The following is a 25,877-nucleotide window of genomic DNA, read 5'->3' as shown; positions in this document are numbered from 1 at the left end:
GGCCCGGTGGTGTTGATCTGGGACAACCACTCCTCCCACTCCGGCAAGAAGATGACCGCCCAGATCACGGCACGGGACTGGGTGCGGGTGGTGTTCCTGCCCCGGTACGCGCCCGAGCTGAACCCGGTGGAGACGCTGTGGGCGCACCTCAAACGGGTGCTCAGAAGCCGTCTGTTCCGGAGTCTGGAGGATTTGGAGCAGGTGATCAACGCGCATCTGCGTCTGGTGCGCAAGCGCACCGATCTGCTGCGGGGGTTCATCGAGTCGGTCGGCTTGGAACCCTCACCGTTTCCGTCAACCGCATAATCAAAGATCAGTAGGCGGCCAGGACCAGATCGCGGGTGCGATAGGTGCCGTGCCGGACGATCTCGTTGTTCTTCAGACCGCCCTTCTCGGTCTGGAAGGTCTCCAGGACGTGCTCGACGTCGTCCCGTTCCAGCCCGTAGAGGTGAAAGAGGTAGGCGTCCAGTTCGGCGCGGAGAGTCGCTCTGCGGTCCTCGTCCCAGGGGAACGGCGGCCCGTCGTAGTCGAGATCCCGGGCGAAGGGCTCCATATCGTGGGCGGTGTAGACGAGTTCGAGGACCCGGGGGACGAGGAAGCCCAAGTGGGAATCCAGCTGTGCGGGGGTGGGGACCGGAAGCTGTTTCCAGGTCATGAGGGCCATGTGCGCGCCATTGATCTTCTGGCGGCTCACATAGTCGAAGACCAGGGAGCTCTGCACCGCGTACAGGGCGGCCACCAGCGTCGTCGGCTGGTGAACGAACATCAGTGGCAGGGTGTGGCCCACTCCCGTCCGCGGAAGGAGAACCGGGATAGCCGTGCGCTCGTCCGTGGACCGACAGACGTCGCGCCACCCGTAGAGCCATCCGCGATCCCAGCCAGAAGCGGACAGTCGGGAGTCCACACCTTCATGGAATTCCTCTCTCCCGCCCGCCCCAGGGCGCCGGGGGTCGTGTTCGGGCACCCAGTAGCGGGGCAGGGGGACGGACCTCGGGTCGGCGTCGGCCTTGGGGATCATGCGATGGGCGCCGTCCTCACCCTCACCGAAGCCGTTCCAGCGATGGTCGAAATGGTGGGCCATCTTCGCCTCGTAGAGGGGGAGCATCCGTCTTCCACCACGTACGAAGACATTGCCCTCCAGCACCCATCCCCTGTCCTCCAGATCCCGCCGCGACCGGAACATCCCGGAGTCGTCGGTCATGTTGAACAGATTTTTAAATCTGGCCCTCCAGGAATTCCCGTCCGGCACACTTTCCTTCCAAAGCACCGGAAGATGACGGTAGACGGAGAGGGCGAGATCTGCGTCCTTCCTGCTCTTGAAGGCCGGAAGAGAGCCGGTATTGGGACTGATCAGACGAATCTCATCGGCATTCAAGGGGAAAACTCGGCGTTCGTCTTCCAGGTGTTCCGAGGCATGGAGGAAGAAGGCGTAGCGCGCCTCGTGCTCCTCAAGCCCTCGACCGACCAGCGAGAACAAACAAAACCTGTAGCTGGCATGAACTCCGGGGAACAACTGTTTGAGGTTCTCGAAGTCGTACAGCGAGGCAATGGATTTCTTCCGGGTCAATCCCGCGAACAACTCCTGGGCGCCAGCACTCGTGGCGACCCCAGTGGGAACGACCACGCCGATCCGCCCACGCCCGCCTACCAGCCCGGTGAACAGTTCGACGAAGAGCTGGTCCACCTGGAGGGTGTTCACGCCCTTGACCGAGAGCCCCTTCGCGCACAGCGGGTAGATCTCCGACCGACTCGTGAAGTGCAGTGTCGCCTTCACCCGGCGCCGGGCCTGCCGATACCTCTCCCCCGCCTCCGGATACTCCTTGCGCCACCGTTCGATCGCCTTGCGGCGGGCCACCCCGGAGATGCGGGCCAGCGCGGGTTCGACCACGCTGAAGTACTTCTTGTCCTCGAAGTCGAGCTTGTCCCAGGGCGGGTTCGACAGGACGCAGTCGAATCCGCCGTCCCACCCGGTGCTGTCATCGGCCCCGTCCCCGTCGGAGCACACCCGGAAGATGTCGGGGAACTCCAGGTGCCAGTGGAAGAACCGGTACCGCTCACGCAGACGGAGGATCTCCTCATGGGTGGCGGCGGACGCCGCCGCCCCCTCCGGGTCCTGCAACGCGCGGAAGGCCTCCGCGGTCACCGGCCGGGGTGCTCCTTCGACCTTCTCCCAGAAGAACGCCGCGCACCACGCGTCGGCGATGTGCAGGTCCCTGCGGTACTCGGCGGATTCGCGCCAGGCGCGGTAGACCCTCTCCTGGCGACGGACGTCGCGCAGGCTTCCGACCCGGATCCGGTAGAGGCCGTGCAGCCCCGCGGCGAAGCCGGTGTTGTCGACCTTGACCCCTTCACCCTCGGGATCGAACAGGCCCGCCTGTCCCCCGCGTTCCAGGGTGTTGGCCCGCCCCAGAGAGGTGGCGATGCCCCGGTCGTCCCCCTCGATCGGTGTGAACGCCGCATCGGGCACCCCCGCCCGCAGCCGTGCGGGGGTCGCGCCGACCAGGGCGTTGCCGTGTTTGATGTGCGGGTCGAGCAGGTCCAGCGGCCGCCCCGGCGACATGCCCTCCAGCCACAGCGCCATCTTGGTGACGGCGACCGCCATGGGGTTGAGGTCGATCCCGTACAGACAACGCGCGACGACATCGTGGAGGGCTTCGCGGTAGGCGTCCTGTGTGGGTTCGGGCGTCCCTTCCCGTACCGCCGCCACCCGCTTGGCGATGCGCTGGGCCGCGGCGACGAGCATATGCCCGGATCCGCAGGCGGGATCACAGACCGTGACGGAGAGCAGCATCTCCGCGATGGTGTCCGCGGGGTCGAGTTCACGGTGTTCGGCGACCTTGACCTCACCGCGTTTGACCGCGTCGTCGAGGACGGGGTCGAGCGAGGAGTCGAGCAGCCGCTCGATGAGCGATGACGGAGTGTAGTAGGCACCGGTCATCTTCCTCGTGTTGCCCGCCCGGTGGACGAGGCGGAAGGACAGGTCCGCGGGGCAGTGCTCGGGGGTGCTCTCCAGCAGGGATTCGTAGACGGCGCCGAGTTCGCGCGAGGACAGGGTCCGGAAGGCGACCTTGCGCCGACGGCCGGTGTCGGCGTCCCGCACCCGGGACAATCCGCGCACCGCCCGCAGGAGCACCTCGTTGCTCAACGCGGCCCCGCGCAGGGGCTCGTCCTCCTCGGTGGGGGTGAACAGGCCGCCCAGTCCGACCAGCCCCAGTTCGGGGCGGCCGTCCTCATCGCCGAGGGCGTCCAGGACCATGCGCAGCGCCCGGTACAGGTCGCCGTGGGGCCCGCCGCGTCCCCGACCGGCCAGGCGGCTCAGCCTGGCGAAGGAGAAATAGGTGGCGTAGCGCTTCCTGGTCTGCTCGTCGGTCTCGGGCGGATGGAGCAGGTCGCGGTCTTCGATGACCGCAACGAAGAGGATTCTGAACACGAGCCGCAGCAACGCCCCGTGCAGGGCACCGACATCCAGCGCCCGGCGCAGGCCGGTGTTGGCCGGATGGCGGAGGAACCCGGTGCCCAGGACGGCGAGGGCCTCCTCGACGTTCTCGCGGAGGGCGTCGAGCGCCCGGACCCCCGAGCGCAGGGCGTCCTCACGCCACCGTTCCATGGGGCAGGCGGCGGGCGGCTCCTGGTCAACGGTCTCGAAACGGGAGGCGTGGCAGGTGCGGAAGAGTCCGATGAACTCGTGGACCAGTTCGCCGTCGAAGATCGCCTCAAGGTCCCAGGAGACGAAGGTGCTGCCGGCCAGGGTGTGGGAGTCGCGCAGCAGGCGCAGTTCACGCCCGTTGGTGACGATGCCCCACAGGTGTTCGGAGGTGCGGTTGAGCGCCTCCTGGAGCAGGGATTGCGGGGCGGGCGCGCCGTCGGGGCCGCGTGTCCCGAGTTCGGTGCCCCAGGGGACGAGGTGGACCAGGAGGTGCTGGTAACGGTGGGTGACCGGCAGGAGGGCGGCCGGTTCGTCATCGGGGCGGACCCCGAGGATGCGCAGCCCGGCCAGCCTCCCGAAGCCCAACTGCTCGAAGAGCGGTTCGATCCACCGCCGGCTCGCCGCCCCGGTGGGATCGGCCGGCACCCGCCCTTCCTCGGTACGGCGGGGCAGGTCGCGGCGGATCACCCACCAGGCGTCGCGGAGCAGGTGCCAGCGCCGCTCCGCGGCGTCGTCGACCGACCCGGAGCCGACGACCCCGTAGTCGGCGGGTTGGGAGTGGGGGACGTCCCGCCCTTCGGCGATACGGAGGAGCATGTCCGAGGGCAACAGCCCGCCGACGCTGTGCACCACGGACGAGGGCAGGGTGGGGGGCATCGGCGATCCTCATGCGCGGGGGGGTGAATGCACTGGATCGTGCGTTTCAGTCTTTTCCGAACACCCCGATGAGGAAACAGGATCGAAAGTCGGGTTTACCGGAGAAATACAAGAGGGCCATCTGTCCCATCAACAAAAGGCGCCCCTCTGAAAAACTTCTGCCACTGGTTCACCGAAGTTCGCACACGAGGACATGAACATAGAAAGAACCCACTGCCAAGGAGCCCCTTACCCTCGGCCGGATCCGCAACGCCCCGGTATCTCCGTCTCGGACCAGGTTCGCGAGGCCTGAGCGGTGGCCTCCGATGCCCCGGTGAGCGGAGCGGCCGCGTCGGAGTCGTGGAGAACTCCGGTGATCCCGTGGCCGGATGCGGCCAACGGCCCCGGTTTCCCGTATCCGGACGCTTTCCGGCGGTGGAACACCGTCCCACAGCTGGTATCAACGATGCGTGATGTCCCACGGACCACGGGTGTCCGTACGCCTCGAACGGGAAGAGGGAGCTTGTGGCCGGGGGTGACCGGGAACGTGCCCGCATCGTGGACTTCTGGCGGGCAGTGGAGCTCTTCGAACCGCAGAAGGTGGACCGGGTCGATCTGAGAAGCGGCACCCCCGTGGCCGAGGTGGAGCCGGGCCTGCCCCTGCCCTGGGAGCCGGGGAGCACCCTGGGGAACAAGCGTCCGCCGCGTAACACCGTCTGGCGGCACACGGTGTACCTCGGGGTGTTCTCCACCGTGGAGACCGATGCCGTCCTGGACCGGGTCTTCGGCGCCGACCCCCGGCAGGTGGAGACCCGGACCGACGCGAAAGCCGCGCTGGGCGCCTTCGACGTGGACGAGCAGGGGCAGGCCCTGATCGGTACCCATGCGGTGTCCACCTGCGGCTGGGCTATCGGCAGGACCCTGTCCCCGGGGCCGCGTGCCAAGGACTGGTTGGAGGGGTTCGACCGGGCGGAGGAACGCTTCGGAACCCTTTACGAGTGGCTTGTCGCCGAACCCGGCCCGGGGCCGACACAGGCGCTATTGTCCCTGGTGGACGGGGGTCTGGTCTCCGCTCCCCTGGTCAAGGTCTGGGAGGCCGTCCGTGCCTCGCTCTCGATGACGGCCGACATGGCCGGAACCCTCTCCGTGGGCGGAATCGATATCGAGGTGTCGGGATCGGCGGAAGCGTCGATGGCCACCGGATCCGAGGAATCCCAGGAGGACGGAGCCGGCGGCCGACGATCGCGCGTCCTGGGGCATCCGGAACTGGACGCCCTACAGCGGGTGCTGGCCTCCCTGCTCGGTGTACGAGGGCGGCTCACGCTCGGAATGCGGATCAAGAGTTACCCGGTCTCCCAGACCCGGGCCCAAGAGGAATCCGAGCGGCAAGAGATCCTGTTGGCCGGCCGGCAGGGCGACACCGATGCTCCTTTGAACGATGAGAACGTGGAGCCCGCAGAGACTCCGCTGCTGAACAGCTTCATCGCCGACGACCTGGCATCGGTCGCCGAGGCCGTGCGCAAGGGCGAGTACGGTGCGGCGCTGCGCGCGTACCTCTCCTCCTCCCGAGAGGTGGCGGCTATCCCTCGGACGGATGTGCGTGAGGAGGGGGCCGCCGCGATGCGCCGGGTCTCCCCGGGACACACCCCTCCCGGGCGCTGGCCCGCCAAGGACACCCACCCCTTGGCCCTGAGCCAGCAGATCGCGGTCAACACCATCACGCGTACCCTCGGGGACCGGCCCGGCCTGTTCGCCGTGAACGGCCCGCCCGGCACCGGCAAGACCACGCTGCTGCGCGACCTCGTCGCGCATGTGGTCGTGGAGCGGGCCCGGGTGCTGGCGGGGTTCGACAAGCCCTGGGACGCCTTCACGGGATGGGGCGCCTGGGAGACCTCGCGGGGGCGGACCGCCTTCCCCCGGCTGCGACCGGAGCTGGCGGGGTTCGAGATCGTCGTCGCCTCGGCCAACAACGGCGCGGTGGACAACGTCACCACCGAGATTCCGGGCCGTCAGGCCGTGGATGAACGCTGGAAGCACGCCGACTACTTCGCGGCCACCGCCACGAACGTGCTCGACGACGGCAAGGGAGACAAGAAGGCCTGGGGGACCCTGGCCGCCCAGCTGGGCAACGCGCGCAACCGCCGCACCTTCGTCAAGCGCTTCTGGTGGGGGAACCGCCCCGACGGTTCCCGGGGCGAACACGGGATGTACGCGCTGCTCAGGAATCTCGACCAGGAGGGTCGCGGCGACCAGGGCGCGGCCGTGCGGCAGTGGCGGGAAGCCGTCGGGGAGTTCACCCGCGCTCTGCGGGAGCGGGACCGCCTGGTCGAGGCCCGCGCGGCGGTCGCCCGCGATCTGGAGCGCCTTCCCGGACTCGGGCGGGAGGTGGACCGGGCGACCCGGGCGGTGAACCTGCGTGAGCGGGAACTGGCATCGGCGCGGGGCGACCACGAGGACGCGGCGCTCGCACACCGGGAGATTCTGGAGCGGCGGCTGTCGGTAGAGGCGGAACGGTCCCGGCACTGGGAGTTCAAACCGGGCTTCTGGGATGTCGTGTTCTCTCTGGGCCGCCGGTTGCGCGAGTGGCAGAAGAAGGACGACGATTTCGTGAGCGTCATCGGAGAGCTCAGCGAGATCGAGCATGAAAAGGGCTTGGAGGAAGCGGAGGCCCGGCAGCGAACGAGCCGGTGCGAACTCGCTCTCGACTCCGCGGACAGCGCCCTTGCGAAGGCCCGGCGAGGGCTGTCCGCCGCCGAACAGAACGTGGACACGGCCTGGCGGGCCTGGCCCGACCACGTCCCCCTCGGTGACGTGCTCACCGACGAGCGGGCACGTGAGCTGAGCGCCCCCTGGAGCGACCCCGAGCTGACCAGGGCCCGCACCGAGGTGTTCCTGGCCGCGCTGGCCGTGCACGAGGCGTTCGTCCGGGCGGTGCCGGGCAAGCTCTCCAAGAACCTGCGCGCCGCGATGCAGGTGCTGTCCGGCGAGGCCCGCAACGCCCCCGACGACCTGGTGCGCGATGCCCTGCGCGGCCTGTTCCTGGTGGTCCCGGTCGTCTCGTCGACCTTCGCCTCCTACCCGCGGCTCTTCGGCGCGTTCGACTCCGAGTCACTGGGGTGGCTGCTGGTGGACGAGGCCGGGCAGGCCGCACCCCAGCAGGTGGTGGGCGCGCTGTGGCGGGCGCGGCGGGCGGTGATCGTGGGCGACCCGCTCCAGCTGGAGCCGGTGACCTCGCTGTCCCTCCCCGCCCAGCAGCACCTGCGGAACCGGTTCGGGGTGGAGGAGCGGTGGCTGCCCGCTCGCACCTCGGTCCAGGCCCTGGCGGACTCGGTGACCCCGCTGGGCACCCTGCTCGACCGCGACGAGGGGGAGCCCCTATGGGTGGGATCGCCGCTGCGGGTGCACCGGCGGTGCGACGACCCGATGTTCACCGTCTCCAACCTGGTCGCCTACGACGGGATGATGGTGTACGGCACGCCGTCGCGACAGGACCTGGAACTGCCGCCCAGCCAATGGGTGCACGTTCCGGCATCCGGTGCGGGGTCCGCGGACCACTGGCGCCCGGCGGAGGGCAGGGCGCTGAAATGGCTTCTGGAAGGGCTCGCACTCCGCGGCCACCCGATGAGCGACGTGTTCGTGCTCGCCCCGTTCCGTGCGGTGGCGAACCGGGTGCGCGGCATCGCCACGGGGTTCGGTGTCCCGAACGACCGGACCGGCACCATCCACACCTCCCAGGGCAAGGAGGCGGGCGTGGTGGTCTTCGTCCTGGGCGGATCCCCCGACCGTGAGGGGGCGATGGAGTGGGCCAGCCGGACCCCCAACCTGCTGAACGTGGCCGCCAGCCGCGCCAAGCGCAGGCTCTACGTCATCGGCGACCACACCGCCTGGGCCCACCGGCACCACTTCGCGACCCTGGGCCGTCACCTCCCGCTGCGCGAGCGCGTAGGCGGCTGACCCGCCGGGCCTCGGGCGGCACCCGATCGGTGCCGCCCCAAGCCCACGAGCGACCGCCCTCAGGCCCGGGCGGGTTCGATGCCCATCGCCTCCAGCTGCTTCCACAGCGGGTTCAGCGACTCCTGGGGGTCGCGGAAGAAGCGGCTGCCCCGGATGCGCACGAACGTCCAGCCGACCCGCTCCAGTTCCCGCTGGCGGGCGGCGTCGTCGGGGGCGTTCTCCTCGGTGTGGAAGGCGTCGCCGTCGCACTCCACGGCCAGGCGGCGGGTGCCGCCCTCCACCACCAGGTCGATGCGGTACCGCCCGGCGCGGTACTGGGGCCGCACCCGGTAGCCGCGTTCGTGCAGGGCCCGGTAGACCCGCTGTTCGAAGAGGCTGTCGAAGGGCTCGACCCGCTCGTCGGCGGGGACCTCGCCCAGGCCGGTGCCGATCTGGTCCTCGGCGGGCCGGGAGAGGTGGTCCAGGTAGCGGCGGCGCATGTCGGTCTCGCCGAGGTCGGACAGGGCGAAGCTGTGGAACACCCACACCTGGTCGCGGGCGCGGGAGGCTGCGACGTTGATGATCTGCTGGTCGGGCACCGAGCTGAAGGGGGACGGCCGGCGCGGCACACCGTCCACGTCGAAGGGCGCGTAGACGCACCCCAGGAACATCACGTCTCGTTCGTCGCCCTGGAAGGCGGAGGCGTTGCCGACGCGGATCTGCCGCTCCACCCGCACGTCCAGGGACAGGACGTCGGTGAGCAGCTCCTCGATGAGCGCCTGCTGCGCGGTGCCCAGCAGGGTGACCACACCCATGGTCCGCCCCTCGTAGGCGGGGTCGGCGCAGCAGCGGACGACCCGGTCGACCAGGGCCCGCGCCTCGGCCCGGTTGACCTGCTTCTGTCCCCGGCCCTCGACCATGCCCTCGGCGACGTGGACGGTGCGCACCGGCGGGAGGCGGTCGGCCGCGTACTGGCGCAGCGGTTGCAGGCGCCCCTGGTAGAACTCCTCGTTGGAGAAGCCGATGATCTCGGGCATGCACCGGAAGTGCTCGCTGAGCATGAGCTGGCCGCGGCTGCCCGCGAGCCCGGCGGCGATGTCGAAGAGGCTGTTGTTGGGGGCGAACAGGTTGCGGCGGGGTGCGGAGAAGGACGCCAGCCTGCGCTCCTGGAGGGCGAACAGCTGGTCCTGGTCGAGTCCGGCGTTGCGCGGGCTGACCTGCTTGTCGTCGCCCACGACCACCAGGCGCTTGCCCAGCCAGGCCAGCAGGAGGGCCTCCGGGCCGGACTGGCTGGCCTCGTCGATGATGACGACGTCGAAGGCGCCGGGCCGGTCCATCGGGACGGTGGACACCACCTGGTAGAGCGGCATGATCCAGGCGGGGACGGCGGGCTGGCAGTCGCGCAGGCTCTCGCGGGCCTGGCGCTGGTGGCGGGCGGCGTGGCGGCCGGTGCCCTTGCCGATGCGGCGGATGCTCTGCTGGTAGGCGCGCAGGGCGACCTCCTGGTCCGCGGTGAGGCGGGACAGGCAGGACCGCCACGCCTTGGCGGCCGCCAGTCGGCCCATGGTCAGGCGCACCTCGCCGTCGGCCTCGGCGAGGCGGGCGCGGCAGTCCTCCTCCGCCTTGGGATCGGTGAGCTCGGCGAGCCGGTGGTTCCACGCGGACCACGCCCAGGCGTGGTCGAGGGCCCCCAGCCGCTCCTCCCACCGCTCGTCGCCGGGGTCGGCGGTGACCGCCGCGGCCAGGCCTCGGTGGTGTTCGGCCACCGCGCGCTCGGCGGCGCGGTACTCCTGCTCCAGGCGGTGCGCGGCGCGGGCGCGCTCCATGTCCGCGAGGGCGCGCTCGTAGGCGTCGGTGTCGGCGTCCTCCAGGGCGGTGCGGGCCCTGCCCAGGGGCGAGGGCGCGGCACCGGACCGGGCCCGCTGCCGGTCGCTCCAGGTGTAGAGGAGCGACAGGGCGGAGGAGATGAGCTCGCGGGCGGGGACGGCGTCGTGGCGGGCGTCGACCGCGGCCAGGAGCAGGGTGAGCCGGTCCACGCGGGTGTCGTCGGCCCAGTCCAGGGCGGCCAGGGCGGGGACGGGTTCGGTCGCCGCGGTCAGGGCGGTGTGGGCGTCGGCGAGTTCCAGGAGCCGGTCCAGGTCGTCCAGGTCCTCGCGCAGCGGGGCCAGGCGTTCGAGCGGGTCGGACCAGTCGAGGTCGGCAGGGCGGCCCGCGGCGCGCAGGGCGTCGCCGACGCGGCGTTCCAGGGCGATGCGGTGGTGGACCAGCGCGAGCTCTTCGGGGGTGTCCAGGGCGCTGCCGTCGACGGTGACGCTCTCCAGGAACACGGCGTGGTCCTTGTAAAGGCGGGTGCGCATCCCCAGCGGACCCTTGAGCCTGCGCCCGGCGGCGAACCCCTCCTTCAGGGCCGTGGCGTGGCGCAGCGCGTCGGGGAAGGCGAAGGCGTCCAGGCCGTCGACGCGCACGTCCGCGATGGCGGCGAGCTCGGTCTCGGCGCGCCGCACCTCGGTGCGCACCCGTTCGGCCTGGGTGCGGACCTGGCGGTCCCGTCCGGCCAGGACTGCGGAGCGCTGCTCGGCCCAGTGCGGGTCCAGCCGCCGGGTGCGGTCGCGGCGGGTGGTGAAATCGGTGAGGAGTCCGCGCATCCGCGCGCTCTCCTGGCGGGAGAGCCGCGTGAGGACCTCCTCGGTGGCGGTGTCCCAGACGTCGGCGGACTCGGCGGCGGCCTGCTCGGCACGGCGGATGTCCTCGACCGCCCGCGCGTGGGCGGCGGGGTCGGGGAGCTCGTCGGCCCCCGGCATCTCGGCGGCGATCGCGCGCTGTTCGGGGGTGAAGGCGCGGGCGGCGGCCAGCAGGGCGTGGGCGGTCTGGGCGGTGAGCGTGCGCTCGAACCCCGGAACCGGGCCCAGCCAGGAGTGCGCGGCCTCGTCGTCGACGAGCTTGCGGGCGATCTGCGAGAGGGTGCCGCCGTAGCCGCCGGGTCCCTCGGGGTGGAGGTGGGTCTCGCGTTCGCGGATGGCCCGCAGCTCCTTCAGGGTCCGGTCGCGCCGGCCCCGGGCATGGTCGAGGCGGTCCTGGAGGCGGGAGACCTCGGTTTCGGCGCTCCGGTCGTCGTGCTGGGACTGGCGTTCGAGGATGGCCCGGACCGAGGCCTCCAGTTCGCGCTGGGCCTCGACGCCGTCGCCGGTGCGGCTGACCGCCAGCGGCCGGATCTCCTCGGGGAGCTTGTCCTTGAGGACCTTGAGGGCGCGGGTGGTCTGGCTGGTGATGAGGATGCGCTGCCCGTGGGCGAGCAGGTCGGTGACAAGGTTGGCGATGGTGTGGGTCTTGCCGGTGCCGGGCGGGCCCTGGACGACGACGAGGTCGCTGTCGCGCAGGCGGGTGGCGATCTCGCGCTGCTCGGCGTTGGAGGGCAGGGAGAAGTACAGCTCCTCGTGGTCGGACCCGCCGCCACCGGCCGCACCGCCCGTGCCGGCCGCGGCCGGTGCCCCGCCGCCCTCGCCCTCGCCGACGATGTGGCGCAGCAGCTCGGGTTCGCCGCCCTGGCGCCGCAGGGTCTCGACGATCGTGGTGAGGGCGTTGAGCTGCCCGCGCTTGGGGCGCTCGCGCAGCACCAGCGCGGGGGCGAAGGAGACCTGGGGGCGGTTCCCGTCCGCGGGTCGGCGGGCCGCCCCGGGATCGTAGGCGGCGTCGGCGGCGGCCCGGACCGTCCATTCGCGCAGGGCGGTGTGCAGGTCCTCCAGCGCCCCGGTGCCCTCGTGTTCGGCGGCGGCGCCGAGGTGCTCCAGGACCTTGGCGCGGTCCTCCTCGCGCAGGCGCTGGGCGACCTCCAGCATGTCCTCCTCCAGCGCGAAGCCGAGGGCGTCGGGGTCCAGGCCGACCTCCAGGGTGCCGCGGTCGTCCAGCGAGAGCACCACGCGGCGGGTGAGCAGGTGGCGGCGGACCGCCTGCCCCTCGGAAGCCCAGGCCAGGTGCCCGAAGCCCAGGACCAGCTCGTAGGACTCGCCCAGGTCCACGGCCTCCTGGTGGATGCGGAAGGCCTCCTCGTAGAGGCGGGCCCGGCGGCGGACGACGCGTTCGCGGTCGGCCCAGGCCGACCAGGTGCGGGCCCAGGCGGCGTGGGCCGCGCGGAGGACGTCCCGGTCGGGGTGCTCGTCCAGGGTGATGGACCTCTGGTCGCCGTCCCGGTCGTTGTCCTCCGAGCCGGTCTCCCCGTCGCCCTCCTCGTCCTCGTCGACCGGCAGGCCGACGTCCCGCGGCCGGACCGGTTCGAGCGGGGTGTCCAGCAGCGCCGGCGGCTCCTCCCGCTGGGGGTCGCGGCACTCCAGGAGGTCGACCCAGGCGTGCAGTTCCTCCGGCGGCAGCGGCGGCCCGGTGCGGTCGACCCGCTCCATCCGCAGCCACTGGTCGGAGTCCTCGGGATCCAGGAGGCCGGAGACGATCCCGGGGGCGTCCCGGGGCAGGTCCTCGAACCACAGGATCCGCGCCGCCCCCTCCAGGGTCCGGACGGGGGTGGTGCGCAGCTCCTCGGACTCGACGAGAAACTGGAACATCTGCGTGACTCCGGCGGAGGCCGGGGCGCGATCGGGGGCTGCCACGAGGTGCGGAACTCTCTGTTCGGGAGGCGAGGCGCCGGGGAGAGCGCCTGCGAGGCGGGGGCGGGCGGGCCGGGCCTAAGCCCGCGGGGTCGGGTCGGGATCGGCGTGAACCCGGGGGGAGGCGCCCGCCGTCCTGGTCGGCGCACGGGCATCACACCCCGTCCAGGATACACCCGCCCGCCTTGTGAACGCAGTTCACAAGCACCTTGGCCGCACTTCCCCCTCCCCCTCTCGGACACCGCTACCGCGGAGGGCGGCTCTGCCACAGCATGAGCGTGGTCGCGCCCTGGAGAGTGCCGCGCCCCAAGGGAAACAGGCAGAGCCGGGCGACCTCGGGATGCCGCCCCGGGTTCGGGCAGGGGAAGACGGCCAGGACGCGCATGACCAGGAGGAGTTCCCCGGCCGCCAACCGGGCGGGAACACGGCGGCGCACTCCCACATCGCCTCCAGCGGCGAAGGACGCCGATCAGAAATGCACGGAAAGGCAGACCAGCCAGACATCGTCGTCCAGAGCCTCGATGTACCGGTCGATCCGGCCGTAGCAGACCTCGCTCTCCGGCCACGACCCCCTGCCCTCGATCCACTCCCCTTCCAGGGTGACCAGGGCGGCCCCGACCAGCGTGCGCCCCCGGTTCTGCGAGACCAGCGCAGCCGTGGCGGCGTGGAACTTCCCGGGGTCGGCATCGGGCCGGTCCCGCCCGGAGAGGATGTCGTCCTCCCTCTCATGGAAGCGGACCGGCCACCTGCGCCAGACCTCCTCCTCCGCCCGGGTGCGCAGGAAGTCCAGGTCGAGGAGACCCTTGGGGCCGCCATCGCAGGCGATGTGGGTGGACAGCACGGCGCCCGGCGGGAAGGCGAGGCGATTGACGAGGTCGGAGGCTCCCCGGTGGACGCTCAGGAAGTGGCCCGCCCAGCGGCCGCCGATGGACCACTCGTCGCAGCGGGAGTTCTGGCCCCAGGGGAGAGCGGGATCGTACATGAAGGGACGCAGGATCCCGTCGAGTTGTTTCTCCAGTTCGATGTCCGGGTCACGCCGCAGGGCGACCACCACCGGCTTGTAGGACACATGCCCTCCTTCACAAGAAGCCTTCACGGGAAAACCGAGAGTAATCACCGACAGCGACAATCCCTGAGGTGGTCCGACATCGGATTGACCGTGAGAACTCCCATAACACTCGAAACTCCACCCCCTTTCTACACATCAGCACTTATCCAAAGAGATAGAACATAGTGTGAAATATTGACCCCACCGGAACGGGAAGTTCTCCTGAGAGCGCGTCGACACCTCGACCGTTCGCGGAGGCCCGATGACCGCTCTGCCGTACGACCCGGATGAGACACCACCCGCCCCTTCGCCCGAGCCCCGCGCCCGGGGCATCTCCGCCAGGCTCGTGCGCACCTTCATCAAAGAGGTCACCGAATCCCTCGGCCGCGGCGGGCAGGACGAGGAACAGCTGCGCTCCCCCGCCAAGGACCTGGTCCAAAGCCTGGGAGCCGCGCTCGGAGTACCGAACAAGGTCTACGGCGAGGTACGCCTCCCCGAGTTGCGGGCCCGACCCGATTTCGGCGTCGACTTCACCGGGATCTCCCGGGGGCCGAACAGCAGAATCGGCTACATCGAACTCAAGAGGCCCGGGAGCCCCCTGCCTCCCAGCCCTTATCTCGACAAGCGGGACAGGGAGCAATGGGAGAAATTCCAGCGCCTCCCCAACGTCCTCTACAGCAACGGCACCCAATGGGCGCTGTTCCGCATGGGCGAGCAGCGGGGGAGAACGGTCACCACCCCCGACTTCACCACCCGGAGGATTCCCTCCGCCGCCATCGACCCCGCCTTCGAACGACTGATCCAGGACTTCCTCACCTGGAGCCCCGAACCCGAGCACGACCTCGACCGGCTGATCTCCCGCCTGGCCCATCTCTGCGCGCAGATGAGGGACGAGGTCGTCGACATCCTGGCGGAGGAGAGCACGTCACCCCGCGGGAACCCCTTCACCCGCCTGGCCCAGGAGTGGCGTGACCTGCTGTTCCCCCATCTGGAGCCCGGGCCGGCATTCGCCGACGTCTACGCCCAGACCATCACCTTCTCCCTGCTGCTGGCGCGCGAGTCCGGGGTGGGGTTCACCGGCCGCAGTGTGCGCGAGATCGGTGAACTCCTCGGCAAGCGTCACCCGTTCCTCGGCGAGGCCTTCGCCGTCCTGACCTCGTCTCCCACCGTGCAGGAGCAGACCGTTCTGCCCATGCTGATCCGGATCCTGGAGCCGGTGGACTGGCAGCGGCTGGTCCGCAGCAGGCGCTCCGCCCACACGGACCTGTACGAGACCTTCCTCGAACGCTACGACCCCGAGCTGCGCAAGAGCTCCGGCTCGTACTACACGCCGGAACCGGTCGCGCGCTTCATGGTGGAGTTCACCGATTCCCTGCTGGGCGAGCGCCTGCACATACCGCTCGGCATCGCCGACGAGGCGGTGACCACGGTGGACCCCGCGATGGGCAGCGGTACCTTCCTGTCCGCGGTGATGGACCGTGCCGCCCGGACCCTTACCGCGGAGTTCGGGACCGCACATGCCCGCACACACCTGAAGGACCTGTACCGCGACCGGTTGATCGGTTTCGAGCGCAGTACCGCCGCCTTCTCCGTGGCGGAGCTGCGCCTGCACCAGCTGCTCCAGGAGAAGTACAGCACCGAGGTCCCCGACGAGCACCACCGGTTCCTGAGCAACACCCTGGACGACCCGCACCACGTGTACGAGAAGTTCGGGATGCGCTACGACGAGATCATCCGTTTCCGGGAGGCCGCCAACCACGTCAAGCGCACCACCCGGGTGATGGCGGTCATCGGGAACCCGCCCTATATCCGGCACGCCAAACGCAACGACCCGGCTCCGTGGTTGGAGAAGCGCCGTGAAGCGGCCGGGGACCCGGTCACCGCCCGCCCGTCCATGGACGAGTTCCGCGAACCCGGCAACGGCGCATTGGAGTTCAAGCTCTCCGCCGTGAGCCTGTACTTCTGGCGCTGGGCCACTTGGAAGGTCTTCGACGCGCACCCCGACCGGCCCAGCGGAGTCGTGGCCTTTGTGAGCACCTCCGCCTACCTCACTCAGAATGCGTTCGCCGGTATGCGCCGCTACCTACGGGAGACCGCCGACGAAGGGTGGATCATCGACCTCTCCCCCGAGGGGCACCAGTCTCCGGTGAACACCCGGGTGTTCGGCGGGGTGCAGCAGCCGATCTGCATCGGGATCTTCGCTCGTTACGGCAGGCCCAGGCCCGACACTCCAGCGCGAATCCGTTACAACGCCGTGGAGGGAACCAAGGAAGCCAAGTTCGCCGCGCTGGCGCACGACCCGGGGCTGCGCCTGGACGGTGACGGCTGGCGGGAGTGCGACCAGGCGTGGACAGCTCCGTTCCGCCCAGTCGGTGCGGAGTGGGAGGGGTATCCGGCCGCCGGTGATCTGTTCCCGTGGCATTCACCCGGGGTCAAAGCGAACCGGACCTGGGTCATCGCGCCGGACAGGCGAACACTGGAACAGCGCTGGAACCGGCTCGCCTCCGCCGACCCCCGGCACAAGGACGGGCTCTTCAAGGCGACGGGGGATCGCGATACGCGTCGGCGGTTCCCCGGTAGGCGCGCCGTCTCCGAGGAGACCCGGTCGCCCGGAACAGCTCCCATCGCCCACCGGGTCTTCGACAGGCAGTACTTCATCGACGATGAACGATTCGTGGACCGTCCCCGCCCCGCGCTGCGTGGCGCCCATGGCCCCGCGCAGATCCACGCGGTGGAAGCGCACACCAACACCATCACCTCCGGTCCGGGCCTGGTCTTCACCTCCCTGGTCCCCGACAACGACTACTTCCAGGGACATCACGGAGGCCGGGTGCTGCCGCTGTACCGGACCGCCGGCGCGACCTCCCCGAACCTCGCCCGAGGCCTCCTGGGCCACCTGTCCAAACGCCTCGGCCGTCCCGTCTCCCCCGAGGACGTCATGTCCTACCTGGCTGCGGTGGTCTCCCACCCCGGCTACACGGAACGCTTCCGTGAACGGCTGCGGGTACCCGGAATCCGTGTCCCCCTCACCACCGATCCGCTCCTGTGGGGACAGGCCGTCGGCCTGGGCCGCCAGGTCATCTGGCTGCACACCTACGGCGACCGCTGCACGGACGTCGCGGCGGGCCGCCCACCGGGCCCGCCCCGGCTGCCCGCCCACCGGCGGCCGACGGTCCTCGAAGAGATCCCGAACCGGATAGGCCGCCTACCCGAGCACATCCGCTTCGAGCCCGGGGACGATGACACAGGGCGGCTCCATGTCGGGGACGGGGTGATCGCCCCGGTGTCCCCGGCGGTGTGGGCGTACGACGTGGGGGGCATGCGCGTCGTGGACAAGTGGTTCTCCGCCCGGCAGGGCGGCCCCCGGCGCGGGCGGCGGGGCTCGCCCCTGGACGACATCCGACCCGAGCGGTGGACCACCCGGTTCACCGACGACCTGTTGCGGCTGCTCGCGGTCCTGACCCGGCTGGTCGATCTGGAACCGGCACAGCGGGAACTGCTCGACCGGGTGCTCGACGGCCCGCTGGTCTCCACGGACGATCTCACCCGGGCGGATGTGCTGCCGGTCTCACCGGTATCGCGCAAGGCCCCCCGCCCCGGAGGCCAGGAGGAACTACCCCTGGTCTGAACCGCCCTCGGCGACCTTCCTTGTCCTCCCGGGCCCGCTCACAGGCGGCGCGGGCTCAGAGGGGCGGAGTTCAGAGGGGCCAGGCGGCGGACGCCGCGGCAACCTCGCGGACACGGTGCCCGCGGAACGTGTCCAGTCCGGTGGTCTCCACGTCCAGCACGGCGAAGAGCATTCGCCGGGGGTCGACCCCAGGGTCTCGGGTCAGGCGGCCTTGGTTGACTTCCTCCCCCTCCTGAAGGAGGGGAATTCCAACCGTCCTCAACGGGACGGTTCCGCTTACGCGGACTGCCTCACGACAGCGGTTTCCTGTTTCGTCGCCGACCGCGGAAGGGAGGACCCCTGCCGTCTCACACCGGCTCCACAGGCCTACCCCGGGGCCAGGCCCCGGAGCACGGCACGTCCTGCCGTAAGGATGTTCTTCGCCGCGTTGAACTCACGGTCGTGCCGTGTGCGGCAGTGCGGGCACGTCCAGAACCGGGTGCCCAGCGAAAGATGCTTCAACAGGTGCCCGCAGTCCGAGCACGTCTTGGACGAGGGGAACCACCGGTCGATGACCACCAGGGTGCGACCCTGCCGTTCGGCCTTGTACTCCAACTGGCGGCGGAACTCACCGAAGGCGGCGTCCAGCACCGCCCGGTTGAGCCCCGCCTTCTGCCGCACCCGCCGACCGGGAACCTCGGAGGTGCCGCGTGCGGAAGCGGTCATGCCCCGCACGTTGAGGTCCTCGATCGCGATCACCTTGTGGGCGCGCACCAGACGGGTGGTGGTCTTGTGCAGGAAGTCGGCACGGGCGTGGCGGACCTTGCGGTGCGCGGCGGCGACCTTGCGCCCGGCCTTGCGGCGGTTGTTGGACCCGCGCTGTTTGCGGGCCATCCGGCGTTGGTAGCGGGCCAGATTCTTGGCTTTGCGGGCCAAGTGGCGGGGGTTGGCGATCCTCTCCCCGGTGGACAGGGTCGCGAAGTCCTTCACACCCAGGTCGACGCCGACCTCGACCCCGGACCCGGGTGCGGGGGCCGGGTCATCGGTGTCCACGGCGAAGGTGACGTACCAGCGGCCGTCCGGCTCCCGCGAGACGACCACCGTGGTCGGGTCCAGCGACCCGAGGTCCACACCGTCGAACGACCACGCCACCCGCAGCGGGACCTGGTGTTTGGCCAGGAACAGTTCGCCGTTCCTGATACGGAACGCCGATCGGGTGTAGTGCGCCGACTGGCGGCCGGTCCGGGTCTTGAACCGGGGGTAGCGGGCGCGTCCGGCGAAGAAGTTGGAGAAGGCGGTGTGCTGGTGCCTGAGCGTCTGCTGGAGCGGCACCGAGGACACCTCGGACAGGAACGCCAACTCCTGGGTCTTCTTCCACCCGGTCAGCGCGGCGTCGGTCTGCTTGTAGGTGGTCGTCTCACCGCGCCGGTGGTAAGCGGTGTGGCGCTCGGCCAGGGTCTTGTTCCACACCAGGCGCACACACCCGAACGTGCGGCCCAACTGGGCCGCTTGCTCGGTGTCCGGGTAGGCCCGGACCTTGTACGCCGTCCGCATACGGCGGAAATTACACCAAGGAGAGGCATGGGTAAGGCAGAACGGAAAAGTCCAGGCGGGCTGTCTCGGATTCTTCCCCGGCCTGAAGGCTGGGACATCCTCCGGGAAAGTCCAGTGAACACGCGTACCTCCACGGCGGGGGCGTCGAAAACGGGGCATCCCGGACGGCGGGGGCGCTTCGGCACGGGTCGTGTCAACCCGGAGGGGTCGCCCGCCGTCCTGGATATGAGCAGCCGGGACATCTCAGGGGTTAGCAGACTACACGCGACAGGTGTTAATGGGGCCAACAATCAGGAATTCCCCCGGAATCCACCACACCTGAGGGTCGAGTGGGAGGCCTCCTGTCGCCGGGGCCGCGGAATGCCGGAGGGATGCCCAAGGAATGTCCGAGGCGCCGGGCACCATGGACGGCACCGACACCCCCAACCCACCGGCAACTTGAAGAAATCCGACCACGATCGCGGTAGGTTCTCTTCAGGTGCACAGACCCCGAGAGGTGTCTCTTGCTGATCGCCGCACACGACCACCCCCGACGGGACGACCGCCTCGCCCGGCTGGGCACCTCCTGGCCGGTCATGGAGAAGGCCCTGCGCATGAGCGAGGCGGGTCTGCGCCGGGTGACCCGGAGCCACGGCCGGACGGCCTCGGGCCAGTACGCCTACCACGAGCGGCTCGCCGCCCTGCGGTCCGAGCAGAAGGTCCGGTACGGCTGGGAGAACGTCAGCCACTACCAGATCGACCTCACCGTCGACCCCGGGCGCACCATCGGCATCCAGACGCTGAGCGGGGACGCCAACACGGGATCGGAGGACGCCGTTCCGCGCAGCCAGCACCCGCGCGGCCCCAACGGGCGCCACCTCCTGGCCGACGAGGACGCGTTCGAGCAGCTCTCCCTGCCCGGACTGCCCGCGGAGTTCCTCCCGCGCCCGGTGGAACCCTCCGAGCTCGACGGGCTCCAGGTGTGGGTCTTCCTGACCTACCGAAAGCCCGAGACCGACAACGGCCCCGTGAAGTGGCATAGTGAACTGTCCCGCCCCGGCCCGCCCGACGAGCAGGGGTACCTCACCTCCTGGCACGAACGCATCCTGCTCCCCGAACTGGAGATCGGGCGCGTGGTCTTCCCCGAGGACGGCGAGGGGATGGAGCCGATCGACATCCCGGTCGGCTTCCGCTAACGACGAACACGCCCGGTGGCGGCCCCGCCGGGCCCACAACCGACAGGGCAGCGCACACCATGGTCACGCCGTCACGCATCCGACTCGCACGGGAGCGCAGGGCGCTCACCCTGGCGCGGCTGTCGGCCCTGACGGGGATATCGCAGCAGAGCCTGTCCAACTACGAGAACGCCCGCGCCACCCCCACCGAGGGGACCCTGGGCAGGATCGCCCGGGCCCTGGGGTTCCCGGTGGGGTTCTTCACCGCGGACGAGGTCGAGGAGGTGGCCTCCGAGGCGGTGGCGTTCCGGGCCCGGACCAAGACCTCGATGCGCAAGCAGAAGGCCGTGCGCTCCCAGGCCGCGCTGGCGATCGAGTTCAACGACTGGCTCAGCGCGCACTTCGCGCTGCCCGCGCCGAACGTGCCCACCTACGGCCGTCCCTCCCCCGAGGACTGCGCCGAGACGGTGCGGGCGCTGTGGGAGCTGGGCGACACCGCGGCCCCGAACATGGTGCACCTGCTGGAGGCGCAGGGGATCCGCGTGTTCTCCCTGGACACCGAGCACCACGAGGTGGACGCGTTCGGGTTCTGGCGCGACTCGGTGCCCTATGTCTTCCTCAACACCGCCAAGAGCGGTGAGCGCGGGCGCTTCGACTGCGCCCACGAACTCGGCCACCTGGTCATGCACGGGGACGAGCGGCCGCTCAGCGGCCCGGAGGCCGAACGCGAGGCCAACCGGTTCGCCAGCGCCTTCCTCATGCCCCGGGCCGACGTCATCGCCCGCATGCCCGCGGGCGCCCAGGTCGACCAGATCCTCAAGGCCAAGTCGATCTGGCGGGTCTCCGCCATGGCCCTGACCCACCGGCTGCACGACCTGGAGCTGCTCACCGACTGGCAGTACCGGTCCAGCTGCCGCCGGCTGGCCGAGATGGGGTACCGCACCGCCGAACCGGACGGGATCGCCCGCGAGACCTCGCAGATCCTGCCCAAGGTGTTCTCCCTGCTGCGCGGCAAGGGCACCACGCCGGGCGGGGTGGCCGAGGAGCTGCGCATCCCGCTGTCGGAGCTCAACTCCCTGATGTTCGGGCTGTCGTTCACCTCCCGCCCCGGCCGGGGCGGCGGCCCGGGGCGGCGCCGGGAGCGCCCGGACCTGCGCGTGGTCCCCGCGCCCCGGTGAGCCCCGGTGACAGGGGCCGGATCGGCGGTGACAGACGCGGTGGTGGCCGACGCGGCGGCGGTCAGGCCCCGACCAGCTCCTCGGGGCTGGGCTGGGCGGGGTGCAGGTCCTCGGGCGCGGTGTGGAACCAGGCCTCCAGGAGCAGCTCGCTGAGCTCGTCCAGGTCGATCCCGTCGAGGTGGACGACCACCCACCCGAACCCGCCCGCGGTGAACTGCACCTCGAACACCTCAGGGCGCTCGGCCACCAGCGCGGCCTGCTCCAGCAGGGTCTGCTTGAGCCCCACCGTGGCGGTGCGCGGCCACAGGTAGCCGAACGCCTTCCCGCGCACCCGGAAGGTCGTGTACTTCTCCCCCTGCTGCGGCTCGCACTCCGGAAGCGCCTTCGCCAACCGCAGGAACCGCTCGATCTCCACACCCATGGGACGAGCCAACCACACCCCACCGACACCGGGGCCTCCGTGCCCCTTCGGGACAGGCCGTGAACCGGGGACCGTTCGCGAGTAGGGCACTGGCAAGCGACCGCCGACCCTACGGAGGCGAACCGGTGGCGGGCAGGACGACCGAGGCCGGGACCCAGAGGCCAGGCACCGCACCCTGCTCCCCGGCTGGCACCAGGCCCCAGCCCTCTCGGCCCGTCCCCAGAAGGAGAGCAGCCTCATGTGATGGGGCGATACCACAGCCTTCAACAGCCGCCACCGAGAGGTCGGTGTAAACAACACCGAAGATCCCGACGATCACCCACCGCACCCGGTTCAGGGTCCGGGAATCGTTGAGAAGACCGTAGTCCTCTGCGCAGGAGTTACCAAAGCCGAAAGTATGGGGCGCGATCCAGATGACTTTGGAGGCCAGTACGACCCCAGCTCATCGACAGGGGAGCACATACCCGGCCAGTCAATCACCATATTCTCGCAGCAGCGCGATCATATGGCGGATCTTGTGCACGGCATCTTCCGGAACAGGGTCCGGATTGAAATGCATCAGATCGTTGCGGATCTCGCGCAGCTCGTCAATGCGCCTCACGAAGACCTTCCTGTCGAGGGGCCACCCGAGAGCTTCCCATGCCTGAGTGTTCTGGAGGATGCGCTGGTAATCCCCCATGGAAAGATCATCGAAGGAACTTATACTGCGGCCCCCATCTGGCGAACACAGATTTGTTGCATATCCGATGTCGAAGGCGCCAGAGAGAACCCTCCGAAGCCTTTGATCAAGTTCACCAATAAGAAAGAATGGCGTGGCCATGGTACCATATGCCGCAGCAACGTCATTGGCCGTAACAATACCGGCGATGGCATTCGTTTGATCCCTGACCAGCACAAAGTCAAATTCCGAAAGCAGGGAAAGAATATCAATCAGATGCTGATCGTATGTGACATCGCGCGCCCTGATGATGGCTTTTGAAAAGGGAGCACTCGGGTCCGCATGCCTTGCGCGAGTGATCGACTCCCATGTAACAGCGCCTCGGAGGTTACGCGCTCCAGACAGAACAGCGAGTTGCGAGTAGCCATTGACAGCCATCTCAGTGATGGCTTCTTCGAAGGTCGCCGACGGGGAGACTGCCACAACCCCTGATAGCGCCGAAGGCAAATTTCCTACGGTCAGCCCAGGAACGTGGGTGTCCTCGCCTTCAGAGGAAGCAGTGGAATTCACCGTCACGGCACCCTTCTCTGATTCCCGCTCACTGTCCGCGTCCATCTGAGCGATCACCAGATTGACCTGAGCGTCGAGGTTCACCGCCTCGAAGTCGGGCACCGTCGACAAGCTGTGATTGTCCAGTTCGGCGACCATCTGTTCACTGATGAGGTAGCCGCGGCGCTCGGCTCCCCACCAACCGAGGAGGTCTCGGACCGTCAGGGTGAGCGGGTTCCCCTGCTCTGCTTCCTCCCTTGCCTTCTTCAGTCTCTCGTGGCGAGCGGTGGAGGGCTGCACGGCAACCTCATCCGATACCTGAGCGGCAACCGAGTCGAGAAGTCGCTGACGCAACGTATCCAATGTCGCACCGTCGTCCAGCACCCACGCGCGCCAACCGTCGAAGGATCCACTGCCTACTGCCGCCACGGCCGCACTGGAGGGAGATTTGAACTGCTGCCCGTCGACCAGCTCAATCATGGAGCCTTCGGTTACACGCGCAGAATGCGTCTCACCGATGCGTGGCCGATCAAAGGTGAGCTGCGTTCCCACCTCGAGAAGACCGGCCTCCACCAGATCCGCGATGCTGACACGCCGCCCCTCAAACAGATATGAGTTTCTCGCCTGGGCGCCGCTCGAATCACCATTGCTCACAAGGGCTGTCATCACGTTTACCCCCCTCAACCCGGCACAACGTCTGGCCCCGTCATCTTAGAGCTTCAACGGAGGCATGAAAGTGGAATCAAGAAGCAGGGCGGCGCTCCTTGAACACCCACATCCCGGCGATCTCCTCGGCACCGAGCAGCCTGCCCTGCTCGGACAGCCAGGAATGGTGGTCGGTGTGCTCCCGGAAACCGTCGTTGCTGACGACGATCCCGTTCTTGCGGCGGGCGATCTCCAGCACGTAAACGTCGGCTCCGCCCACCGTCCGGGACGGCACCCGGTGCAGGGCGCCCGCGGAGATCTCCCGGTCCACCTCCTCCCGCTCCTCTGCGCCCACGACGTACCGGAAATTGGCGTCCACGACCACGACGACCTCGACCCCGGGGTTCTGCACCCGCAGTTCCTCCAGAGCCGAGCGCAACCGGGCCAGACTGGCCCTGCCCCGACCGCTGTAGGAGAGGTTGGAGCCGTCCACCACCAGCGGCCCCTTCCCGGGGGCGTCCGCCCCGGAAGGCACGCCGGCGGGCACGGGCGAGGGCCTGCCGACGGAGGCGGCGACCTGGACGGGAGAGGGCACTGCGGGCTGCTGCTGCGGGTCGGGCTGTGCGGCGGGCGGTGCGACCGGCACCGCCCCCTCGTCGAGCCGGTCGTCCCCCGGGATCCGGGGGCGGGTCTGGAGGAACTCCCGCAGACTCGCCGCACTCACCCCCACCCCGGTCGTGGACAGGCCGAAGGCGTCGATCTCGCGGTCCACCAGGACGGTGCCGTCCCGGTCCATGACGGCCCGCACACCCAGGAGTCCGCTGAGGTCGTAGGTGTAGGTGAGCGTGAAGGAGGCCTCCTCCGGGTCCTCGAAGGGCGGCAGGTCGATGGGCAGCCTGGTCAGGCAGATGTTCGATTTGTTGTCGGCTCCGGTCTCGGCCGAGACGGGGTCCGCGGGGTCCCCCTCCCAGATCTCGACGCCGATGCGCTTCTGTCCGACGTCGTTGGGCCGGTAGTTCTTCTCCTGCGACCGGGGCAGGGTGGCGTTGCGGGGGATGATCTGGCTGAAGGAGCGCACCTCTTCGCCCGGACCGAGCTTGCGCGTGGAGACGGTGCCCAGCGCGTGCGTGGTGCCCACGGCGAGGTCGATGTCGACGTCACCGCCGTTGATCGCCGCGGCCACGGCGGCTCCCTGCGCGACGGAGGTCATGGGGTCGCACAGGTCCGAGGAGACGATGCGGTCCCCCATGATGTCGCCGACCATCCGCCGGACGAGGGGGATCTGGCTGCTGCCGCCGATCATGAGGACCGAGTCGATGTCCTCCGGGACCAGGTCGAGGTCGGCCAGGCATTTGCGGAGCGGTTCGACCGCCCGCTCCACCACGGGGCGGATGGCCTTCTCGAACTCCTCCCGGGTGACCTCCACGTTGGTCCTGCCGCCGGGTGCGGGAACGGCGACCACGGGCTCGGTCGACAGGCGGATCTTGGCCAGTTCGATCTCGCGGGCGAACACGGTCTTCTCGGCGAGGCCCTTGGGGCGTCTGCCCGCCTTCATCATGACCAGGCGGGCCAGGCCGTCGTCGAGTTCCAGCCCGCCCAGGTGGGGGACACCACGGGCCGCCCGCTCCTCGAACAGGCCGCCGTTCCCCTCCGCCTCCATGACCGTGACGTCGATGGTGCCGCCGCCCCAGTCGAAGGTGACGATGTTCTCCAGTCCGTCGTCGCCGAGCTGCTGCTTGTAGTACAGGGCGGCGGCGGTCGGCTCGTTGATGAGCGAGTCCACTTTGATCCCGGCTTCACGGGCCGCGGCCCGGGTACGGAACCGGGCGGCTCCGGCGGAGTTGGCCGGGACCGTGACGACCGCGGAGTCCAGCTCCAGGAAGTGCTCCTCCTCGGCCCGGTCCCGCATGGTCCGGAAGATGCCCGCGGCCACGGTGGAGGCGTGCCAGGAGCGTTGCCCGACCTGGACGTGCTCGTCCCCGGCCAGGAGGCGTTTGGCCGCCGCGGTGGCCTGCTGGGACCGGAGCTTGGCCTCCCAGCCGAACAGGACCTCCTCCCGCACCGAACTGACGCCGACCATGGAGGGGAACAACGACGCGAACGCCGGATACTGATCTTTGATGTGTGGGTTGACAGCCGAGCGAGCTGGGAAAACCCTGGCCATGGAGCTTCCCCTCTCCTCTCCCCGCACTCCTGCCGAGTACGAGAAACGACGCCTGGTCGCCGCGGAGCTGTTCGACCAGGGCGAGCTGT

At 69.6% G+C, this 25,877-nt stretch carries 11 protein-coding genes and 1 pseudogene; 5 read left to right on the top strand and 7 right to left on the bottom strand.

Annotated elements, in window-relative coordinates:
- On the top strand, window positions 1-306 hold a 306-nt coding region (locus ACJOT3_RS20300), incomplete at its 5' end, for a transposase (RefSeq protein ID WP_406974522.1).
- A 7-nt stretch (window positions 307-313) separates the two neighbouring features.
- On the opposite strand, the gene ACJOT3_RS20295 is transcribed toward ACJOT3_RS20300, so the two are convergent.
- The gene (locus tag ACJOT3_RS20295) at window positions 314-4,303 is read right to left on the bottom strand and encodes an Eco57I restriction-modification methylase domain-containing protein (protein WP_406974520.1); all 3,990 of its coding nucleotides are present in this window, start codon (window positions 4,301-4,303) and stop codon (window positions 314-316) included.
- Between the two features lie 504 nt (window positions 4,304-4,807).
- Here ACJOT3_RS20295 and ACJOT3_RS20290 point away from each other — a divergent pair.
- Window positions 4,808-8,236 carry a DEAD/DEAH box helicase gene (locus ACJOT3_RS20290; protein WP_406974519.1) on the top strand — a complete coding sequence of 1,143 codons (3,429 nt, stop codon included), beginning with the start codon at window positions 4,808-4,810 and terminating at the stop codon, window positions 8,234-8,236.
- A gap of 59 nt (window positions 8,237-8,295) precedes the next feature.
- Here ACJOT3_RS20290 and ACJOT3_RS20285 read toward each other — a convergent pair whose 3' ends face one another.
- Window positions 8,296-12,768: a PDDEXK-like endonuclease domain-containing protein gene (locus ACJOT3_RS20285; protein WP_406974517.1), complete on the bottom strand. Its 4,473-nt coding sequence runs from the start codon at window positions 12,766-12,768 to the stop codon at window positions 8,296-8,298.
- A 511-nt stretch (window positions 12,769-13,279) separates the two neighbouring features.
- Entirely contained in the window at window positions 13,280-13,879 is a 600-nt protein-coding gene (locus ACJOT3_RS20280; RefSeq protein ID WP_406974515.1) for a hypothetical protein, read from the bottom strand.
- Between the two features lie 241 nt (window positions 13,880-14,120).
- Here ACJOT3_RS20280 and ACJOT3_RS20275 point away from each other — a divergent pair, with 241 nt between their 5' ends.
- The gene (locus tag ACJOT3_RS20275) at window positions 14,121-17,486 is read left to right on the top strand and encodes a type ISP restriction/modification enzyme (protein WP_406974513.1); all 3,366 of its coding nucleotides are present in this window, start codon (window positions 14,121-14,123) and stop codon (window positions 17,484-17,486) included.
- A gap of 276 nt (window positions 17,487-17,762) precedes the next feature.
- On the opposite strand, the pseudogene ACJOT3_RS20270 reads toward ACJOT3_RS20275, so the two are convergent.
- A pseudogene (locus tag ACJOT3_RS20270) lies at window positions 17,763-19,019 on the bottom strand (RNA-guided endonuclease InsQ/TnpB family protein).
- A 503-nt stretch (window positions 19,020-19,522) separates the two neighbouring features.
- On the opposite strand from ACJOT3_RS20270, the gene ACJOT3_RS20265 reads away from it, so the two are divergent.
- Both ACJOT3_RS20265 and ACJOT3_RS20260 read left to right on the top strand, forming a co-directional pair.
- Entirely contained in the window at window positions 19,523-20,194 is a 672-nt protein-coding gene (locus tag ACJOT3_RS20265; RefSeq protein ID WP_406974511.1) for a hypothetical protein, read from the top strand.
- Between the two features lie 59 nt (window positions 20,195-20,253).
- Window positions 20,254-21,351, top strand: coding sequence for a helix-turn-helix domain-containing protein (locus ACJOT3_RS20260; protein ID WP_406974509.1), 1,098 nt, complete (start codon window positions 20,254-20,256; stop codon window positions 21,349-21,351).
- Between the two features lie 61 nt (window positions 21,352-21,412).
- Here the strand turns inward: ACJOT3_RS20260 and ACJOT3_RS20255 are convergent, their stop codons facing one another.
- From ACJOT3_RS20255 to ACJOT3_RS20245, 3 genes are all read right to left on the bottom strand, one after another.
- The gene (locus tag ACJOT3_RS20255; protein WP_406974507.1) at window positions 21,413-21,772 is read right to left on the bottom strand and encodes an MmcQ/YjbR family DNA-binding protein; all 360 of its coding nucleotides are present in this window, start codon (window positions 21,770-21,772) and stop codon (window positions 21,413-21,415) included.
- A 472-nt stretch (window positions 21,773-22,244) separates the two neighbouring features.
- Window positions 22,245-23,645 carry a CBS domain-containing anti-phage protein gene (locus ACJOT3_RS20250; RefSeq protein WP_406974505.1) on the bottom strand — a complete coding sequence of 467 codons (1,401 nt, stop codon included), beginning with the start codon at window positions 23,643-23,645 and terminating at the stop codon, window positions 22,245-22,247.
- Between the two features lie 76 nt (window positions 23,646-23,721).
- A complete protein-coding gene (locus ACJOT3_RS20245; RefSeq protein WP_406974504.1) occupies window positions 23,722-25,704 on the bottom strand; it encodes an Hsp70 family protein in 1,983 nt (660 codons plus the stop codon).
- Between the last annotated feature and the right edge of the window lie 173 nt (window positions 25,705-25,877).

This window comes from Nocardiopsis protaetiae (assembly GCF_045446735.1).
Lineage (GTDB): Bacteria > Actinomycetota > Actinomycetes > Streptosporangiales > Streptosporangiaceae > Nocardiopsis > Nocardiopsis protaetiae.
The sequence above is the reverse complement of the archived record's forward strand: the minus strand, read 5'-3'. Positions and strand labels throughout refer to the sequence as shown.

What these genes read in the sequence shown, in the direction of transcription:
- ACJOT3_RS20245 (WP_406974504.1), bottom strand. Translation starts at nt 25,704, where the DNA reads ATGGTCGGCGTCAGTTCGGTGCGGGAGGAGGTCCTGTTCGGCTGGGAG.
- ACJOT3_RS20295 (WP_406974520.1), bottom strand. Translation starts at nt 4,303, where the DNA reads ATGCCCCCCACCCTGCCCTCGTCCGTGGTGCACAGCGTCGGCGGGCTG.
- ACJOT3_RS20255 (WP_406974507.1), bottom strand. Translation starts at nt 21,772, where the DNA reads ATGGGTGTGGAGATCGAGCGGTTCCTGCGGTTGGCGAAGGCGCTTCCG.
- ACJOT3_RS20285 (WP_406974517.1), bottom strand. Translation starts at nt 12,768, where the DNA reads ATGTTCCAGTTTCTCGTCGAGTCCGAGGAGCTGCGCACCACCCCCGTC.
- ACJOT3_RS20250 (WP_406974505.1), bottom strand. Translation starts at nt 23,645, where the DNA reads ATGACAGCCCTTGTGAGCAATGGTGATTCGAGCGGCGCCCAGGCGAGA.
- ACJOT3_RS20260 (WP_406974509.1), top strand. Translation starts at nt 20,254, where the DNA reads ATGGTCACGCCGTCACGCATCCGACTCGCACGGGAGCGCAGGGCGCTC.
- ACJOT3_RS20275 (WP_406974513.1), top strand. Translation starts at nt 14,121, where the DNA reads ATGACCGCTCTGCCGTACGACCCGGATGAGACACCACCCGCCCCTTCG.